Raw genomic sequence first — 19431 nt, 5'->3', positions numbered from 1 at the left:
ATTAGAGAAATTGAGGGTAAAGAGAAACGAGCAGGTCGAGGAAGCGACGGAGTGAGCACCGGAGCGTATGTGAGTACGTGAGGAGCACAGCGAAGAAGCTGACGAAGAGATGCGAAGTTTATCTTTAGCCGAATCAAGTTAAGTTAGAAAGGGCGCACGGTGGATGCCTTGGCACTAGGAGCCGATGAAGGACGGGACTAACACCGATATGCTTCGGGGAGCTGTAAGTAAGCTTTGATCCGGAGATTTCCGAATGGGGAAACCCGCTATCCGTAATGGGATAGCATCGTTACTTGAATACATAGAGTAACAGAAGGCAGACCCGGGGAACTGAAACATCTAAGTACCCGGAGGAAGAGAAAGCAAACGCGATTCCCTTAGTAGCGGCGAGCGAAACGGGATTAGCCCAAACCAAGAGGCTTGCCTCTTGGGGTTGTAGGACACTCTACATGGAGTTACAAAGGAACGGGGTAGATGAATAGGTCTGGAAAGGCCAGTCACAGAAGGTAAAAACCCTGTAGTCGAAACTTCGTTCCCTCCTGAGTGGATCCTGAGTACGGCGGGACACGAGAAATCCCGTCGGAAGCAGGGAGGACCATCTCCCAAGGCTAAATACTCCCTAGTGACCGATAGTGAACCAGTACCGTGAGGGAAAGGTGAAAAGCACCCCGGAAGGGGAGTGAAATAGATCCTGAAACCGTGTGCCTACAAGTAGTTAGAGCCCATTAATGGGTGATAGCGTGCCTTTTGTAGAATGAACCGGCGAGTTACGATTACATGCAAGGTTAAGTTGAAGAGACGGAGCCGCAGCGAAAGCGAGTCTGAATAGGGCGATAGAGTATGTGGTCGTAGACCCGAAACCAGGTGATCTACCCATGTCCAGGGTGAAGTCCAGGTAACACTGGATGGAGGCCCGAACCCACGCACGTTGAAAAGTGCGGGGATGAGGTGTGGGTAGCGGAGAAATTCCAATCGAACTTGGAGATAGCTGGTTCTCTCCGAAATAGCTTTAGGGCTAGCCTCAAGGTAAGAGTATTGGAGGTAGAGCACTGTTTGGACTAGGGGCCCCCATCGGGTTACCGAATTCAGACAAACTCCGAATGCCAAATACTTATCCTTGGGAGTCAGACTGCGAGTGATAAGATCCGTAGTCAAGAGGGAAACAGCCCAGACCACCAGCTAAGGTCCCAAAGTATACGTTAAGTGGAAAAGGATGTGGAGTTGCTTAGACAACCAGGATGTTGGCTTAGAAGCAGCCACCATTTAAAGAGTGCGTAATAGCTCACTGGTCGAGTGACTCTGCGCCGAAAATGTACCGGGGCTAAACGTATCACCGAAGCTGTGGATTGACATCTATGATGTCAGTGGTAGGAGAGCGTTCTAAGGGCGTTGAAGCTAGACCGTAAGGACTGGTGGAGCGCTTAGAAGTGAGAATGCCGGTATGAGTAGCGAAAGATGAGTGAGAATCTCATCCACCGAATGCCTAAGGTTTCCTGAGGAAGGCTCGTCCACTCAGGGTTAGTCGGGACCTAAGCCGAGGCTGAAGAGCGTAGGCGATGGACAACAGGTTGATATTCCTGTACCACCTTATGAATCGTTTGAGCGATGGGGGGACGCAGGAGGATAGGGTAAGCGTGCTGTTGGATTAGCACGTCCAAGCAGTTAGGCTGGTAATGAGGCAAATCCCATTACCGTGAAGGCGGAGCTGTGACGGCGAGGGAAATATAGTACCGAAGTTCCTGATTCCACACTGCCAAGAAAAGCCTCTAGCGAGATTCAAGGTGCCCGTACCGCAAACCGACACAGGTAGGCGAGGAGAGAATCCTAAGGTGAGCGAGAGAACTCTCGTTAAGGAACTCGGCAAAATGACCCCGTAACTTCGGGAGAAGGGGTGCTCTTTTGGGTGCAAGCCCGAGAGAGCCGCAGTGAATAGGCCCAGGCGACTGTTTAGCAAAAACACAGGTCTCTGCGAAGCCGTAAGGCGAAGTATAGGGGCTGACACCTGCCCGGTGCTGGAAGGTTAAGAGGAGGGGTTAGCGTTCGCGCGAAGCTCTGAATTGAAGCCCCAGTAAACGGCGGCCGTAACTATAACGGTCCTAAGGTAGCGAAATTCCTTGTCGGGTAAGTTCCGACCCGCACGAAAGGTGTAACGATCTGGGCACTGTCTCAACGAGAGACTCGGTGAAATTATAGTACCTGTGAAGATGCAGGTTACCCGCGACAGGACGGAAAGACCCCGTGGAGCTTTACTGTAGCCTGATATTGAATTTTGGTACAGCTTGTACAGGATAGGTAGGAGCCTTGGAAGCCGGAGCGCCAGCTTCGGTGGAGGCATTGGTGGGATACTACCCTGGCTGTATTGACATTCTAACCCGCACCCCTTATCGGGGTGGGAGACAGTGTCAGGTGGGCAGTTTGACTGGGGCGGTCGCCTCCTAAAAAGTAACGGAGGCGCCCAAAGGTTCCCTCAGAATGGTTGGAAATCATTCGTAGAGTGTAAAGGCACAAGGGAGCTTGACTGCGAGACCTACAAGTCGAGCAGGGACGAAAGTCGGGCTTAGTGATCCGGTGGTTCCGCATGGAAGGGCCATCGCTCAACGGATAAAAGCTACCCCGGGGATAACAGGCTTATCTCCCCCAAGAGTCCACATCGACGGGGAGGTTTGGCACCTCGATGTCGGCTCATCGCATCCTGGGGCTGTAGTCGGTCCCAAGGGTTGGGCTGTTCGCCCATTAAAGCGGTACGCGAGCTGGGTTCAGAACGTCGTGAGACAGTTCGGTCCCTATCCGTCGTGGGCGTAGGAAATTTGAGAGGAGCTGTCCTTAGTACGAGAGGACCGGGATGGACGCACCGCTGGTGTACCAGTTGTCTTGCCAAAGGCATAGCTGGGTAGCTATGTGCGGAAGGGATAAGTGCTGAAAGCATCTAAGCATGAAGCCCCCTCGAGATGAGATTTCCCATAGCGTAAGCTAGTAAGATCCCTGAAAGATGATCAGGTTGATAGGTTTGAGGTGGAAGCATGGTGACATGTGGAGCTGACAAATACTAATAGATCGAGGACTTAACTAAAATGAAAAGCGGAAAAAGACCGCTTAAATCGGTAGGGTGTTGGAGCGCACGAATAGCAGTCGTAAGACTGTGTGTGAGTGAGTGAAACAGCCGTACGATTTGGCTTTTGAAGCTGGACAAAAGATTACTTGGTTCTTGCTTTTCTTCTTATATGATTTAGTTTTGAGAGAACAACTCATAAAAACATAATAGTCTGGTGGCGATAGCGAGAAGGTCACACCCGTTCCCATACCGAACACGGAAGTTAAGCTTCTCAGCGCCGATGGTAGTTGGGGGCTCTCCCCCTGTGAGAGTAGGACGTCGCCAGGCACCTTGAAAAGAGACAGCAGTCATTTGACTGCTGTCTCTTTTTTTGTCTTGTTCTTTTAAGCAATCAATCCTTTGTAATTTGTCTAAAGAAAACGCTTGCAAGATATAAGGAACTAGTTTATGATTTTCTTATCGAAACGTTTCGATAAAACAGATTAGGAGGAATCGAATGATGGGCTTGAAAAAGAAGTGGTTTATTTTCGGCATGACAGCTTTACTGGCACTTGGTTTATTGGCAGGTTGTTCACAAAAAAGCAGTTCAAGTGATTCTGATGTATTGACAGTCTGGGGAATGGGTGATGAGGTGAAGCAGCTTCCGAAAATGGCAGAGGAATTTACGAAGGAAACCGGGATTGAAGTGAAAATACAGTCCATTCCGTGGGCGAGCGCTCATGACAAGCTGTTAACGGCAGTTGCTTCTAAAAAAGGACCGGATGTACTGCAAATGGGTACAACATGGATGCCTGAGTTTCAGGCAGCAGGAGCTCTCGCTGATATGGGTGAATACATGAATAAATATCCGAATTTAAAACCAGATAACTTCTTTGAAGGCTCTGTTGAAACAACGCAATTCAATAGTAAATATTATGGTGTTCCGTGGGCTGCGGAAACCCGTGTCCTTTTCTATCGTACGGATATTCTTGAAGCAGTTGGATATAAAGAATCACCAAAGACTTGGGAGGAGCTTAAGGATGCTGCTAAAAAGCTATCTGAACGCGGTGAAAACATGTACGGACTTAATGTGGATGCAAAGGAACAAACGTTGGGGTTTATGTTTGCAAGACAGAATGGCTCTAATTTAGTCTCTGACGGGAAACCACAATTTAACGAAAAAGCATTTACAGAGGCGGTTTCTTATTTGAATGATTTTATTCAAAAAGGATATGCTCCAAAGGAGGATCTTGGAATGGATGTTTCCCAAACATTCTCAGGTGATGCAATTGTTCCAATGTTTATAAGCGGACCGTGGATGGTTAAGGCAGTGAATGATACAGTTCAAGGTATTGAAGGTAAATGGGCTACTGCGGTTCTTCCATCTGGTTCTGATAATAATCTGTCTAGCTTGGGTGGTTCGAATCTGACCATTTTTGAACACTCCAGTAAAAAGGATGAAGCAGCTCAGTTTATTGATTTCATGATGAAAAAGGAAAACCAGCTGAAATGGCTGGATTTAACTAATGCTATGCCCACAGTAAAGTCAGCATGGGAGGATGACAGATTGGCCAATGATCCATTATATGAGGTTTTCGGTCAACAAATGGAGGCATCCCGATCGATGCCATTATTGCCTGAGTTTGAGGAATTCGCGCAAAATTACTTAAAGCATTTTGAACAAATCTATTTAGGTGGAAAAAATGTTGAGAAGGAAATGGATGCCTTTAATAAAGAGACGGAGGAATTATTAAACAAGTAATGGATAAAAGAGGGTGGTTTAGACAGTGTAGTTATAATTAGCAGCAGTTTAAAACCCCTCTTTTTCTCAACAAAAGGGAGTGCTAGTACATGAGGAATTTTGTAAATAAAAGGGCACCTTATTTATTCATATCTCCTGCTTTACTTTTATTAATGATGTTTTCGTTAATACCTATTGTAGTAGCTTTTGTCATTAGTTTTACAGACATTAGCTTAGTAGGATTAGCGGATTGGTCGCAAATTAATTTTGTTGGTATAGATAATTATATAGATATTATAACGGACCCTCTCTTTTTAAAATCTATTGGTAATACGTTATTTTATGTAGTTATTGGTGTTCCGCTCGTGATTATATGCTCCTTAGGAATCGCTGTGTTAATCAATTTCGGCGAGAATAGTTTTTTTCAGTTTTTTAGGCTAATTTTTTATACTCCATCCATTACAAATGTTGTTGCTGTAGCTGTTGTGTGGAGCTACTTATATAATCCCAGCTTTGGCTTTCTTAACTACTTGCTATCATTGGCAGATTTCCCGTCAGTCCCGTGGCTGCAGCATCCAGTCATCGCGAAAATTTCATTAATAATTTTAGCCCTATGGCGTGCAATTGGCACGAATATGATTATTTTTTTGGCAGCTCTTCAAGGCATTCCAAAGGCATATTATGAGGCAGCTTCGTTAGATGGTGCTAATAAGTGGCAACAGCTGTTCAAGATTACAGTGCCTATGCTGAAATTCGCCATCTTTTTTGTGACGGTCACAACGATGATAGGCTGGCTGCAGTTTTTTGAGGAGCCGTTTATTATGACGAATGGAGGACCACTTGACAGTACTACCTCTGTATCGTTGTTTATCTATCGCAACGGTTTTCAATTCAGTAAATTTGGCTATGCAGCAGCAGGATCTTTCCTATTATTTATAGCGATAATAATCGTCACATTGATTCAATTTCGAATGCAAAAAGTGAAAAATGAGGAGTAAAAATAGGAGGGGAGAAAATGGATACAATACATAAAAAAACGAAGGCTGCCAAATGGATTGTTGCCATCATTCTTGCAGCAGGCGGTATACTGATGGTGCTTCCTTTCATTTGGATGGTGTTATCCTCACTAAAAACTGACACAGAGATTATGCAGTTTCCACCAACGATTTTGCCGCAGGATCCCACTATGGATAATTTTAAAGAACTATTCTCTGCTTTTAATTTTCTTGTTTATTTTAAGAACACAATGATTATCGTTATTTGTTCGTTTGGAGGACTTTTCCTTAATGCGATGGCAGGGTTCGGTTTTGCCAAGTATACCTTCAAAGGAAAAAACTTTCTTTTCTACATAGTGCTTGCGACCATGATGATTCCAGGGCAAGTTACCATGATTCCAGTGTATTTAATCTTGAATGCGATGGGATTAACGAATACAATGGCAGGAATTGTCCTTCCTGGTTTAGTAGGTGCGTTTGGAATATTTTTGTTTCGGCAGTTTATGTCAACAATATCAAATGAACTGTTTGAAGCAGCGAGGCTGGATGGTGCTAGTGAGTGGAAAATCTTTTGGAGGATAGTTCTTCCGGTTTCGCGCCCTGTTTTTGCCGTACAAGGTATACTAACCTTTATTGGTGCTTGGAATTCCTTCTTATGGCCGTTAATTATCGCCAATGATGAAAAATACTACACACTATCTGTCGGGCTGCAGCTGCTAAAAGGGCAATATGCAAGCAATTATGCCTTGCAAATGGCAGGTTCTACCTTCATGATTATCCCCATTATTATCGTATTTTTAGTGTTTCAGAAGTATATTTTGCAAGGCTTTAATGTATCTGGCTTGAAGTAATAGTAACAAAAATAGAAAAGGCTTAAAAGGAGATTTTCCTTCTAAGCCTTTTCTATTTTTGTCAACCCAACATATAAATAAGAAGAGATTTGTTTACAATTAAAAATAAAGGCAATTATAAAAAGAAACGCAAAACTATACGTGAAAAAAGGGTGATGGATTAATGCTGGAGAACAGTGTTACAATGGTCGTAATCATATTAGTCATCAATATTGTCTATGTGTCATTTTTTACAATAAGGATGATATTAACATTAAAGGGACAGAGATATATGGCTGCTTTTATCAGTACGATAGAAGTGGTAGTTTATGTAATTGGTCTTGGTCTGGTTTTGGATAATCTCGATCAGATACAAAATTTAATTGCATATGCAGTTGGTTATGGTATTGGTGTTATTGTAGGAATGAAAATAGAAGAGAAGCTTGCATTAGGATACATAACAGTTAATGTCATTACAAAAGAATATGACAGAGATTTACCGAAAGCTCTGCGAGAAAAAGGTTATGGAGTTACGAGCTGGGCTGCACACGGATTGGAAGGAGACAGAATGGCTCTGCAAATACTGTCGCCGCGAAAATATGAGCTAAAACTCTATGATACGATTAAAACTTTGGATCCAAAAGCGTTTATCATTGCCTATGAGCCGAAGACAATACATGGAGGTTTCTGGGTAAAAAGTGTTAAGAGAGGAAAATTATTTAATGGGCAAAAAAATGAAGTTTGAAGTGCTAGAGAATGAAACAATAAGTGAGTGTTTAGATAGGATTCAAAAGGAAGGCTACACTCCAGTGAAAAGAATAGAGAAACCTATCTTTAAAGAAACAATTGTAAACGGACAAAAATCATATGAGCCTGTAGCCAGCCAAGTTATTTTTGAAGCAGTGCAGTTGGAAGGGTAAATTCCGAACAATAAATATGATATTAGTATAATTGTTCGATTTTTGTGTTGACAACAGGTGAAAATGCTTGTTAATATGGTATTGAGTTAATGAATATTAGAAATGACTAACCAATAATTTAATAGCCCTCATATATAATGGGAATATGGCCCATACGTTTCTACCTGGCTGCCGAGAACGGCCAGACTATGAGGGAAAGCCGTAACGCCAGCAGAAAAGTTTGGGGGGATTTCCTATTCTTTTCAGATTATTTAAGCTCTGGACGGGTGCTTTCTCTCTATGTAGTAGAAGCATCTGGCAGGGCTTTTTATATGTAATAATTCAGGAGGCGAAATATGACTGCTCAAGTTGGCGTTATTATGGGAAGCAAATCAGACTGGGAAACAATGAAGCATGCCTGCGACATTTTAGATATGCTGGAAGTGAGTTATGAAAAGAAGGTTGTCTCTGCACACCGCACTCCAGATTTAATGTTTGAATATGCCGAGAGTGCAAGAGAGCGCGGGTTGCGTGCCATCATTGCAGGTGCAGGAGGTGCTGCTCACTTACCAGGAATGGTTGCAGCTAAAACAACGTTGCCTGTTATTGGCGTTCCTGTTCAATCACGAGCATTAAACGGTCTTGACTCCCTATTATCCATTGTGCAGATGCCTGGCGGTGTTCCTGTTGCAACAGTGGCGATCGGCAAAGCCGGTGCTACGAACGCCGGATTGCTTGCAGCACAGATAATAGCAGCCTTTGAACCGGAGTTAGCCGAAAGAATTGCCTCAATGAGAGAAAAAACAAGAAACGAGGTTTTGGAAAGTAGTGATGAACTTGTCTAACTCAGTGATTCTCCCAGGTCAAACTATTGGTATAATTGGTGGTGGGCAATTAGGCAGAATGATGGCATTAGCTGCGAAGGCACAAGGATATCGAATTGCTGTATTGGATCCAACAGAAGACTCACCGTGCGGCCAAGTTGCTGATTATAAGATCGTCGATGCTTATAACAGTATAGAAGGGATACAGCAACTGGCACAGATAAGTGATGTTATCACATATGAATTTGAAAATATTGATGCAGAAGGCTTGGATTGGCTTCAAACAAATGCATATGTGCCACAAGGGTCTTCGGTGTTGGAAATAACACAGGATCGGATTAGCGAAAAACAGGCGATTCAACAAGCAGGAGTTAAGGTTGCTCCATTTGAAGTAATTGAAAATGCAGCAGATTTAGAAGCAGCATTAGCAACGTTAGGCTATCCAGCTGTGTTGAAAACAGCTCGCGGAGGCTATGATGGAAAAGGGCAATATGTTATTCGTTCCAGCAATGAGGTAAAGGAAGCAGCAAAGCTGCTAACAAGCGGCAGATGTGTTCTGGAAAAGTGGATTCCATTTGAAAAAGAAATATCTGTGATAGTGACAAGAGGAACGAATGGGGAAAGTGCTGTATTTCCAGTAAGTGAAAACATTCATATCCATAATATTCTTCATGAATCAATTGTACCTGCAAGAATAAGCGACCATGCGAAAGAGAATGCAATAGCGAAGGCAGGAATTATTGCCGAGCATCTGCAGCTTGTCGGAACATTGGCCGTAGAAATGTTCTTATGCAGTAATGATGACATCTATATCAATGAGTTAGCGCCACGACCACATAACTCAGGGCATTATACAATAGAAGCATGTGAAACCTCTCAATTTGAGCAGCATATTAGAGCAGTATGCGGAGTGCCGCTTGGAAGCACGAAGTTATTGAGACCAGCAGTTATGGTTAATATATTAGGTGAACATCAAGCTCCTATTATCGATAAACTACCTGAGTTGCAAGACTGGAAAGTTCATCTTTACGGGAAACAAGAACCAAAGGAAAAGCGCAAGATGGGGCACGCAACATTACTGCGTTCTTCTGTCGAAATTGCCCTTGATGAAATAGACAGGTCTAATATTTGGAGCCTGCAAACAGAAAAAATCGGAGGATAAGAAATGATCGATCGTTACACAAGACCAGAAATGGGAAATATTTGGACTGAACAAAATCGTTTTCAAGCATGGCTTGAAGTGGAGATTCTAGCATGTGAAGCATGGGTAAAGCTAGGAGAAATTCCTGAAGAAGACGTTAAAAAAATTCGTGAAAATGCATCCTTTGACATTGCGCGTATTCAAGAAATAGAGCAAGATACACGCCATGATGTTGTTGCATTTACAAGAGCTGTTTCAGAAACATTGGGAGAAGAGCGTAAATGGGTTCATTACGGCTTAACTTCAACAGATGTTGTGGATACTGCATTATCTTACTTAATTAGACAGGCCAATGAAATCATTTTGAAAGACTTGGAAAACTTTATTGAAGTCTTGAAAAATAAAGCCGTTGAACATAAATACACAGTAATGATGGGGCGCACACACGGTGTTCATGCTGAACCGACAACATTCGGTTTGAAGCTTGCATTATGGCATGAGGAAATGAAACGCAATTTAGAACGCTTCAAGACTGCTGCTGCAGGTGTTGAATTTGGAAAGATTTCAGGAGCGGTTGGAACATATGCCAATATCGATCCTTTTGTTGAGCAATATGTATGTGAGCAGTTAGGGCTGCAACCAGCACCGATTTCCACACAAACATTACAGCGTGACCGTCATGCAGAATATATGGCATCAATTGCTTTGATTGCAACATCTATTGAAAAATTTGCTGTTGAGATTCGCGGACTGCAAAAGAGTGAAACAAGAGAAGTAGAAGAGTTTTTCGCAAAAGGTCAAAAAGGCTCTTCGGCAATGCCGCATAAGCGCAATCCAATCGGTTCTGAAAATATGGCAGGTCTTGCTCGTGTTATCCGCGGTTATATGATGACTGCTTATGAGAATGTGCCGTTATGGCATGAAAGAGATATCTCTCATTCTTCTGCTGAGAGAATTATTCTTCCAGATGCAACGATTGCCATCAACTATATGTTGAACAGATTCAGCAATATCGTTAAAAACTTGACTGTATTCCCTGAGAATATGAAGCGTAACATGGATCGCACTTTGGGCTTGATTTATTCGCAGCGAGTGCTGTTAGCTTTAATTGATAAAGGACTTACAAGAGAAGAGGCATACGACACAGTTCAGCCAAGAGCAATGGAATCATGGGAAAAGCAAGTTCCTTTCCGCGAATTGGTTGAAGGTGACTCTATCATTTCAGCAAAATTGACTACTGAAGAAATTGACGATTGCTTTGATTACCATTTCCACATTAAGCATGTGGATACAATCTTCAACAGACTAGGACTTTAATATATATGGCATAAAAGCACCTTTTGGCGCTTTTATGCCAATAACCCTGAAATAACTAGATATTACATTCGTTTTATCCCTAATTTTTTTGATAAGGAGACTCTTCAAATGGAAAAGAGAGCTTTATTGTACGAAGGAAAAGCAAAAAGAGTTTATGGAACGTCTGACGAAAATATCGTGTGGCTGGAATACAAAGATTCAGCAACAGCGTTCAACGGTGAGAAGAAGGCAACTATCACTGGCAAAGGCCGTTTAAATAATGAGATTACTAGCTTGCTATTTTTGAAGCTAAAAGATTTAGGGATTGAATCCCACTTTATCGAAAAGCTGTCAGAAACAGAGCAGTTAGTAAAAAAAGTATCAATCATTCCATTAGAAGTTGTTGTACGGAACTTAGCTGCAGGAAGCTTCTCAAAAAGATTAGGAATAAAAGAGGGGCAGCCATTATCAAAGCCTCTTGTTGAATTTTATTATAAGGATGACTCTCTTGGTGATCCAATCTTAACAGATGATCATATTGAAGAGCTTAAGCTTGCGACAAAAGAAGAAGTTGCAATATTGAAAAAAAACGCCCTTGAAGTAAATAAAGCGTTAAGTGCTTTCTTTGCAGAACTTGGCATTCGTCTTATAGATTTCAAGCTTGAATTTGGTAAGGATGCAAACGGAGAGATAATGCTAGCAGATGAAGTTTCTCCTGACACATGCCGCTTATGGGACATAGAGACAAATGCGAAATTGGATAAGGATGTATTTCGTCGCGATTTAGGAAATTTGACAGAAGCATATGAGAATATTCTAGCTAGATTAGGGGGAAAACAACATGTTTAAAGTTAAAGTATATATCACATTAAGAGAAAGTGTTTTAGATCCACAAGGAAATGCAGTGAAAGGGTCTCTTCATTCACTTAACTATCAAGAAGTAAATGATGTCCGCATCGGAAAGTACTTAGAGCTTACTTTAGAGAAGTCTGATAGAAATGTAGATGAGCTTGTAAAGGAAATGTGTGAAAAGCTGTTGGCAAACACAGTAATTGAAGATTACACGTATGAGGTTGAGGAGGTTGTTGCACAGTGAAATTCGCGGTAGTCGTATTTCCAGGGTCCAATTGTGATGTCGATATGTTGCACGCAATAACGGATGAATTGGGAGAAGAAGCAGAATACGTATGGCATGACGCAGATAGCTTGGAAGGTTATGACGGAATTTTACTGCCTGGCGGATTCTCATATGGTGATTATCTCCGAACTGGCGCCATTGCAAGATTCAGCAATGTCATGAAGGAAGTTGTCAAAGCAGCTGAAGCTGGAAAACCAGTATTGGGAGTTTGTAATGGATTTCAAATTTTACTTGAAGCGGGACTTTTGCCAGGAGCAATGAGAAGAAATGACAACTTGAAGTTTATCTGCCGTCCTGTTGAATTAAAGGTAGAAAATAGCAACACAATGTTCTCAAATGCTTACAATGAACAGGAAGTTATTACTGTCCCAATCGCACATGGAGAAGGAAACTACTATTGTGATGAGGAAACATTAGCTAGATTACAAGAAAATAAGCAGATTGTATTCACATATAATGGCACTAATCCAAATGGAAGCTTAGATAATATTGCAGGAATCACGAATGAAAAAGGAAATGTCCTTGGTATGATGCCACATCCAGAGAGAGCAGTAGATGAGCTTTTAGGTGGAGCAGATGGTCTGAAAATTTTCCAATCAATCGTTAAACAGTGGAGGGAAGCAAATGTCGTTAATGCTTGAGCCAAGTCCAGAACAAATTAAGTCAGAAGAAATTTACAAACAAATGGGTGTTACGGACGAAGAATTCGCAATGGTCGAAAAAATTCTTGGCCGAAAGCCTAACTACACTGAAATTGGACTATTTTCAGTTATGTGGTCTGAGCATTGCAGCTACAAAAACTCTAAGCCAGTATTAAGAAAGTTCCCGACAACAGGCCCGCAAGTATTACAAGGACCTGGAGAAGGTGCTGGTATTGTTGACATTGGCGATGGTCAAGCGGTGGCATTCAAAATCGAAAGCCATAACCATCCATCTGCAATCGAGCCTTATCAAGGGGCAGCAACAGGTGTTGGCGGAATCATTCGTGATGTGTTCTCAATGGGAGCTAGACCAATTGCAATTCTGAACTCACTGCGTTTTGGCGAACTGGATAATGCACGTACGAAATATCTGTTTGAAGAGGTTGTTGCAGGTATTGCAGGCTATGGAAACTGTATCGGTATTCCGACTGTTGGCGGAGAAATTGCCTTTGATGCTTCTTATGCAGGCAACCCGCTTGTAAATGCGATGTGTGTTGGATTAATCAATCATGAAGACATCAAAAAAGGCCAGGCGCATGGTGTTGGCAATACTGTTATGTATGTTGGAGCAAAAACAGGTCGTGACGGTATTCATGGTGCGACATTTGCTTCTGAAGAGCTTACAGAGAATTCGGATGAAAATCGTCCAGCAGTTCAAGTTGGTGATCCATTCATGGAGAAGCTGTTACTTGAGGCGTGCTTGGAATTGATTCACTCTGATGCGTTAGTTGGTATTCAGGATATGGGTGCAGCTGGGCTTGCAAGCTCAAGTGCAGAAATGGCGAGCAAGGCTGGATCTGGTATCGAAATGAATCTTGATTTAGTGCCACAGCGTGAAGTTGGCATGACAGCATATGAAATGATGCTGTCTGAATCTCAAGAACGTATGCTTATCGTTGTTAAAAAAGGCAGAGAGCAAGAAATCAAGGATCTTTTCCATAAATATGACTTAGAGGCTGTTGCTATCGGTGTCGTTACAGATGATAAAATGCTGCGACTTCTTCATAAAGGCCAAGTAGTTGCAAATGTACCGGCAGATGCTTTGGCAGAGGATGCTCCTGTTTATCATAAACCATCTGCAGAGCCACAATATTTCCGTGATTTCCAAGCACTGGAGAATGCGGTACCAGCAGTGGAGAATTATGGCGAAGCGTTAGTTAGCTTGCTGAAGCAGCCAACTATTGCTTCAAAGGAATGGGTATATGACCAATATGATTATATGGTTCGTACTAATACTGTTGTTGCTCCTGGATCAGATGCTGCAGTTGTTCGTATCCGCGGAACGAAAAAAGCATTGGCAATGACGACAGACTGTAATGCTCGCTACCTTTATCTTGATCCAGAAACAGGCGGGAAAATTGCAGTTGCAGAGGCAGCACGTAATATTGTCTGCTCAGGTGCAGAGCCGTTGGCAATAACAGATAACTTAAACTTCGGAAATCCGGAGAAGCCGGAAATCTTCTGGCAAATTGAAAAGGCTGCTGACGGGATTAGTGAAGCATGCTTGGCACTTAATGCTCCTGTCATTGGCGGTAACGTATCCTTATACAATGAAACAAACGGCACAGCTATCTATCCAACGCCAGTAATCGGTATGGTTGGTTTGATTAAAGATACAAAGGACATAACAACACAAAGCTTTAAAGCGAGCGGTGACCTTATTTATGTACTAGGTGAAACGAAGGATGAATTTGGTGGAAGTGAGCTGCAAAAGTTGCTTGAAGGTTCCATTTCTGGTAAATCACCTGTATTAGACTTAGAAGTAGAGAAGAGCCATCAGGCTGCTGTTCTTACGGCAATAAGAGCAGGCATTGTTGAATCAGCACATGATTTAGCAGAAGGCGGCTTGGCAGTTGCTGCAGCAGAGAGTCTGTTTGGACCTAACTCATTGGGCGCGAAGCTAGATCTTCAAGGAAACCCAGTCTCTGCACTATTCAGTGAATCTCAATCTCGTTTCTTGCTTTCTATTAAACCAGAAAACAAAGAGCAATTTGAAAGCTTAGTTCCTGCAGCACTTATTGGAGAAGTAACAAATGATAACAATCTTACTATTAGCCAAGGGGAAAATATTCTGATTAAGGAACAGGTGGAAGTGTTAGAGTCCGCCTGGAGAGGAGCAATTCCATGCTTGCTGAAATAAGAGGGTTAAATGAGGAATGTGGAGTCTTTGGTGTTTGGGGACATACAGATGCTGCTCAACTAGCATATTATGGCCTGCACAGCCTGCAGCACAGAGGTCAAGAGGGTACTGGGATTGTTGCAACAGACGGCGAGAAGCTTAAAGGCATCAAAGGAGAAGGCCTTGTTGCAGAGGTTTTCACACAGGAAGCAATGAAGGAATTGACAGGTAAAGCAGCAATCGGACACGTTCGTTATGCAACAGCAGGGGGCGGAGGCTATGAAAATGTTCAGCCCCTCCTGTTCCATTTCCAAAGTGGAAGCATGGCGCTTGCCCACAATGGTAATCTTGTTAACGCAAATGCATTGAAGAGTCAGTTAGAAGCACAAGGAAGTATTTTTCAAACAAGCTCTGATACAGAAGTACTGGCACATTTAATTAGAAGAGGAGGCTTCAATGCCTTCAATGAGCGAGTAAAAAATGCGCTGACAATGATTAAAGGTGCATATGCTTTCTTAATCTTAACGGAGACGGAGTTAATGGTTGCTCTTGATCCTAATGGCATGAGGCCGCTTTCCTTAGGGAAATTAGGGGATGCTTATGTTGTTGCATCTGAAACATGTGCATTCGATGTTGTCGGTGCAGAATTTATCCGTGATGTTCTGCCGGGAGAGCTGTTAATTATCGATGATAATGGTTTCCGTTCTGAGATGTTCTCTGTCGCTTCCAATATTGCAATGTGTACGATGGAGTATGTGTATTTCTCCAGACCGGACAGCAATATAAATGGTATCAATGTTCATACTGCAAGGAAGAATCTTGGAAAAAGACTTGCTTTTGAAGCGCCGATTGAGGCTGATGTTGTAACAGGTGTTCCTGATTCCAGTATTTCTGCTGCTATCGGCTATGCAGAAGAAACAGGCATTCCATATGAGTTAGGCTTAATTAAGAACAGGTATGTTGGCCGTACCTTTATTCAGCCATCACAAACATTGCGTGAACAAGGAGTAAAAATGAAGCTTTCCGCAGTCCGTGGTGTTGTCGAAGGAAAGCGTGTCATCATGGTTGATGATTCTATCGTGAGAGGTACAACGAGCAGAAGAATCGTGACAATGCTTCGTGAAGCAGGTGCGACAGAGGTGCATGTACTGATTAGTTCACCGCCTATTAAAAATCCATGTTTTTACGGAATAGATACTTCTACGAAGGAAGAACTGATCGCCTCTAAATATTCAGTGGAAGAACTGCGTGAAATCATTGGTGCAGATTCTCTTATTTTCTTGAGCACAGAGGGAATGGTAGATGCTATTGGCAGAACGGAAGAAGGAGAGACTAGAGGTTCCTGCTTAGCTTGCTTTACTGGCAAATACCCGACAGAAATCTATCCTCCTGCACTGCAATCATACGAGAAGGTGTAATAGTAGAGGAAATGAAAAGCGGCATAGGGGTGTGTCGCTTTTCCATTGAAATGCACATAAAAGATGTCTTTGAACATTAGGAGGATACTTATGGCTGAAAGCTACAAACAAGCAGGAGTTAATATCGAGGCAGGCTATGAAGCAGTTTCGAGAATGAAGAAGCATGTTAATAAAACAATCAGACCTGGTGTTATGGGTGGTCTTGGCGGTTTCGGCGGCATGTTTGATTTGTCCGTATTAAACTTGAAAAACCCAGTGCTCGTCTCCGGAACGGATGGAGTAGGCACAAAGCTGATGCTTGCATTTATGCTGGATAAGCACGATACAATCGGCATAGATGCTGTTGCGATGTGTGTGAATGACATTGTTGTGCAAGGTGCAGAGCCTATTTATTTCCTTGATTACATTGCATGCGGGAAAGCTGAACCTGCCAAAATTGAAGCTATTGTAAAAGGTATTGCTGATGGCTGTGAACAGGCTGGCTGTGCGTTAGTTGGCGGAGAAACTGCTGAAATGCCAGGAATGTACAGCGAAGAGGAGTATGATCTTGCTGGATTTGCAGTCGGTGCTTGTGAAAAAGAACAGGTGATAACAGGAGAAAGCATTAAAGCTGGCGATGTGTTAATCGGACTTGCTTCTAGCGGTATTCACAGCAATGGCTATTCCCTTGTTCGTAAGCTTTTTCTTGAGCAAGCAGGTATGTCATTATCTGAATATGTTGAGGAATTGGGATGTACACTTGGGGAAGAGCTGATTAAGCCAACGAAAATCTATGTTAAATCAATTCTCTCTGCTATCCAAAAATTTGAAATAAAAGGATTATCCCATATTACAGGTGGCGGTTTTATTGAAAATGTCCCTCGCATGCTGCCAGAAGGTTTAGGAATTGAATTAGATGAGTCTAAATGGGAAGTGCCTGCTGTTTTCAAACTAATGGAAAGAATCGGCGACTTACAGCGTAAGGAAATGTATAATATTTTTAATATGGGTACAGGCATGGTCCTTGCAGTGGATAAAGCTGCTGAACAAGATGTCCTTTCCCATTTCGAGGCAATAGGGGAGAAGGCATATACAATTGGCAAGGTAACAGATGATGGTGAAATTAACATCATCCTGAAACAATAACGGAGGAACAGACATGAAAAATATTGCTGTTTTTGCGTCAGGAAGCGGCTCCAATTTTCAAGCGCTCATTAATGCTGTGGAAACTAATGAGCTGCAGGCATCTATAAAATTGCTTGTATGTGATAAACCGAAGGCCTATGTGGTCGAAAGGGCTGCAAACCATAATATTGATGTATTTGCATTTAGTGCTAAAGACTATCCTTCTAAGGCTGCGTATGAGTTGGAAATACTGCAAAAGCTTAAAGATTACGAGATTGATTTGGTTGTTCTTGCTGGGTATATGCGCTTAATCGGAGATACGTTATTGCAGGCGTTTCCTGGAAGAATAGTTAATATCCATCCATCCTTGCTGCCAAATTTTCCAGGTAAAGATGCAGTCGGCCAAGCACTTTCGGCAGGTGCGAAGGAAACAGGGGTAACAGTTCATTTTGTGGATGAAGGAATGGATACAGGTCCAATTATTGCACAGGAAGCTGTGGGAATTGCAGCAGGAGAAACAAATGAGAGTCTCCAGGCAAAAATCCAAAGGATAGAGCATGGTCTTTATCCAAAGGTTGTTCAAACGTTAGTCCTAACAAAAATATGAAGGCAGCATAAGACAATTTTAGGAAAACAGGGGGAAATAAAGCGATGAAAAAGCGTGCGTTAATCAGTGTTTCGGATAAAACAGGAATTACAAGCTTTGCAAAAGAGCTTCATGAATTAGGATTCGAGCTGATCTCTACTGGGGGAACAAAAAAAGCCATTCAAGACAGCGGCATCCCGGTTCTTAGTGTTAGTGATGTAACAGGATTTCCAGAAATCCTTGAAGGCAGAGTTAAAACATTAAATCCTTATATTCATGGCGGTCTTTTGGCGAAATTTGACGAACCTGGACACCAAGCTCAGCTTGAGGAGCATAAAATTACACCAATCCAGCTAGTGTGTGTGAATCTTTATCCATTCCAAGCTACAATCGCGAAGGAAGATGTGACAGTGGAGGATGCCATTGAAAATATTGATATCGGCGGACCGACAATGCTGCGTGCTTCTGCAAAAAACCACCAATATGTAACAGTTGTTGTTGATCCAAGCGACTATTCTATCGTTGTAGATGAGCTGAAAGCAGCTGGAGAAGTGAAATTTGAAACGAGAAGAAGGCTTGCTGCTAAAGTGTTCCGTCACACTGCTGCGTATGATTCAATGATTTCTCAATATATGAGCGATCTTACAGGCGAAGAAAATCCTGAGTCCTTGACTGTAACTTATGAATTGAAGCAGTCGTTAAGATATGGCGAAAATCCACACCAAAAGGCAGCCTTCTACCGCAAGCCTTTAGGATCTTCGTTTTCGATTGCAAATGCAACACAGCTGCACGGGAAGGAGCTTTCCTACAATAACATCAATGATGCGGATGCTGCCATCCAAATCGTTAAGGAATTCACAGAGCCTGCTGCTGTAGCAATTAAGCACAGCAACCCTTGCGGTGTTGGAACAGGGGAAGATATTTTCACTGCATTTACAAGAGCATTTGAGGCAGACTCTGTTTCCATCTTCGGTGGAATTGTGGCCCTGAATAGAGAAGTGGACGCTGATACAGCTAAAAAGCTTCACGAAATTTTCTTAGAAATCGTTATTGCACCGTCCTTTTCAGAAGATGCATTAGAGGTTCTTAAAGGAAAGAAAAATATTCGTCTTTTGACAATTCCTTTCACTAAAGATGATAAAAAAGAAGTGAAATTCACTTCTATTGAAGGCGGCTTGCTTGTTCAAGATTTCGACCGTTATTCATTAGATGATGCGACTATTACTATTCCAACAGATAAAAAACCAACAGACGAAGAGTGGGAAGCACTGAAGTTTGGCTGGAAGGTTGTTAAGCATGTGAAGTCTAATGCGATTGTCGTCAACAATAAAGAAATGACATTAGGCGTAGGTGCAGGGCAAATGAACCGTGTCGGCTCGGCGGAAATTGCGTTGGAGCAGGCAGGAGAAAAAGCAGTTGGTGCAGTATTGGCTTCAGATGCATTCTTCCCAATGGACGATACTGTTGAAGCAGCAGCAAAAGCTGGGATTACTGCAATTATCCAAACAGGCGGCAGTATCAGAGACGAGGATTCCATCAAGAAAGCGAACGAATATGGAATTGCGATGGTACTGACAGGAGTTAGGCACTTTAAACACTAAAAGCTTT

General features: G+C 42.6%; 16 protein-coding genes, 2 rRNA genes and 1 riboswitch. All 18 genes read left to right on the top strand.

The genetic code is table 11. The features are described 5' to 3' along the window. Positions 1-136 precede the first annotated feature (136 nt). The 18 genes from CEQ21_RS11235 (at position 137) to purH (ending at position 19424) form a co-directional block, all read left to right on the top strand. Positions 137-3070, top strand: a 23S ribosomal RNA gene (locus CEQ21_RS11235). Between the two features lie 192 nt (positions 3071-3262). Beyond that, positions 3263-3379, top strand: a 5S ribosomal RNA gene (gene rrf / locus CEQ21_RS11230). Between the two features lie 178 nt (positions 3380-3557). Next, on the top strand, positions 3558-4793 hold the full coding sequence (locus CEQ21_RS11225; protein ID WP_235907361.1) for a sugar ABC transporter substrate-binding protein: 1236 nt from the start codon (positions 3558-3560) through the stop codon (positions 4791-4793). A gap of 89 nt (positions 4794-4882) precedes the next feature. Beyond that, on the top strand, positions 4883-5770 hold the full coding sequence (locus CEQ21_RS11220; protein WP_185764675.1) for a carbohydrate ABC transporter permease: 888 nt from the start codon (positions 4883-4885) through the stop codon (positions 5768-5770). 17 nt (positions 5771-5787) lie between these two features. Beyond that, positions 5788-6618 (top strand): carbohydrate ABC transporter permease, encoded by an 831-nt coding sequence (locus CEQ21_RS11215; RefSeq protein ID WP_185764674.1) that lies wholly within the window; start codon positions 5788-5790, stop codon positions 6616-6618. Positions 6619-6781: 163 nt separating this feature from the next. Next, positions 6782-7342, top strand: a complete 561-nt coding sequence (locus CEQ21_RS11210) for a DUF2179 domain-containing protein (protein ID WP_185764673.1) — start codon at positions 6782-6784, stop codon at positions 7340-7342. Beyond that, positions 7320-7517 (top strand): NETI motif-containing protein, encoded by a 198-nt coding sequence (locus tag CEQ21_RS11205; protein ID WP_185764672.1) that lies wholly within the window; start codon positions 7320-7322, stop codon positions 7515-7517. Before CEQ21_RS11210 ends, CEQ21_RS11205 begins: the two co-directional genes overlap by 23 nt. A 108-nt stretch (positions 7518-7625) precedes the next feature. After that, a riboswitch (purine riboswitch) is annotated at positions 7626-7726 on the top strand. Between the two features lie 126 nt (positions 7727-7852). Beyond that, positions 7853-8341 carry a 5-(carboxyamino)imidazole ribonucleotide mutase gene (purE, locus tag CEQ21_RS11200; RefSeq protein WP_185764671.1) on the top strand — a complete coding sequence of 163 codons (489 nt, stop codon included), beginning with the start codon at positions 7853-7855 and terminating at the stop codon, positions 8339-8341. Then, positions 8328-9482, top strand: coding sequence for a 5-(carboxyamino)imidazole ribonucleotide synthase (gene purK, locus CEQ21_RS11195; protein ID WP_185764670.1), 1155 nt, complete (start codon positions 8328-8330; stop codon positions 9480-9482). The genes purE and purK overlap by 14 nt, the downstream gene beginning before the upstream one ends. 3 nt (positions 9483-9485) lie before the next feature. After that, positions 9486-10778, top strand: coding sequence for an adenylosuccinate lyase (gene purB, locus CEQ21_RS11190; RefSeq protein WP_185764669.1), 1293 nt, complete (start codon positions 9486-9488; stop codon positions 10776-10778). A 108-nt stretch (positions 10779-10886) separates the two neighbouring features. After that, the gene (purC, locus tag CEQ21_RS11185) at positions 10887-11606 is read left to right on the top strand and encodes a phosphoribosylaminoimidazolesuccinocarboxamide synthase (protein WP_185764668.1); all 720 of its coding nucleotides are present in this window, start codon (positions 10887-10889) and stop codon (positions 11604-11606) included. Beyond that, a complete protein-coding gene (purS, locus tag CEQ21_RS11180; protein WP_144456273.1) occupies positions 11599-11853 on the top strand; it encodes a phosphoribosylformylglycinamidine synthase subunit PurS in 255 nt (84 codons plus the stop codon). The genes purC and purS overlap by 8 nt, the downstream gene beginning before the upstream one ends. Then, a complete protein-coding gene (gene purQ / locus CEQ21_RS11175; protein ID WP_127740291.1) occupies positions 11850-12536 on the top strand; it encodes a phosphoribosylformylglycinamidine synthase subunit PurQ in 687 nt (228 codons plus the stop codon). The genes purS and purQ overlap by 4 nt, the downstream gene beginning before the upstream one ends. Next, positions 12520-14736, top strand: coding sequence for a phosphoribosylformylglycinamidine synthase subunit PurL (purL, locus tag CEQ21_RS11170; RefSeq protein ID WP_185764667.1), 2217 nt, complete (start codon positions 12520-12522; stop codon positions 14734-14736). The genes purQ and purL overlap by 17 nt, the downstream gene beginning before the upstream one ends. Next, positions 14721-16133, top strand: coding sequence for an amidophosphoribosyltransferase (purF, locus tag CEQ21_RS11165; RefSeq protein WP_127740287.1), 1413 nt, complete (start codon positions 14721-14723; stop codon positions 16131-16133). The genes purL and purF overlap by 16 nt, the downstream gene beginning before the upstream one ends. 90 nt (positions 16134-16223) lie before the next feature. Then, the gene (gene purM / locus CEQ21_RS11160; protein ID WP_185764666.1) at positions 16224-17258 is read left to right on the top strand and encodes a phosphoribosylformylglycinamidine cyclo-ligase; all 1035 of its coding nucleotides are present in this window, start codon (positions 16224-16226) and stop codon (positions 17256-17258) included. Between the two features lie 13 nt (positions 17259-17271). Next, a complete protein-coding gene (gene purN, locus CEQ21_RS11155) occupies positions 17272-17844 on the top strand; it encodes a phosphoribosylglycinamide formyltransferase (RefSeq protein ID WP_185764665.1) in 573 nt (190 codons plus the stop codon). Positions 17845-17888: 44 nt separating this feature from the next. Beyond that, entirely contained in the window at positions 17889-19424 is a 1536-nt protein-coding gene (gene purH / locus CEQ21_RS11150) for a bifunctional phosphoribosylaminoimidazolecarboxamide formyltransferase/IMP cyclohydrolase (RefSeq protein ID WP_185764664.1), read from the top strand. Positions 19425-19431 lie beyond the last annotated feature (7 nt).

It is taken from the genome of Niallia circulans, assembly GCF_007273535.1.
In the GTDB taxonomy this organism is placed as follows: Bacteria; Bacillota; Bacilli; order Bacillales; family Cytobacillaceae; genus Niallia; species Niallia circulans_B.
Note: the sequence above shows the minus strand (reverse complement) of the source record. Positions and strands in the feature narration are given on the sequence as shown.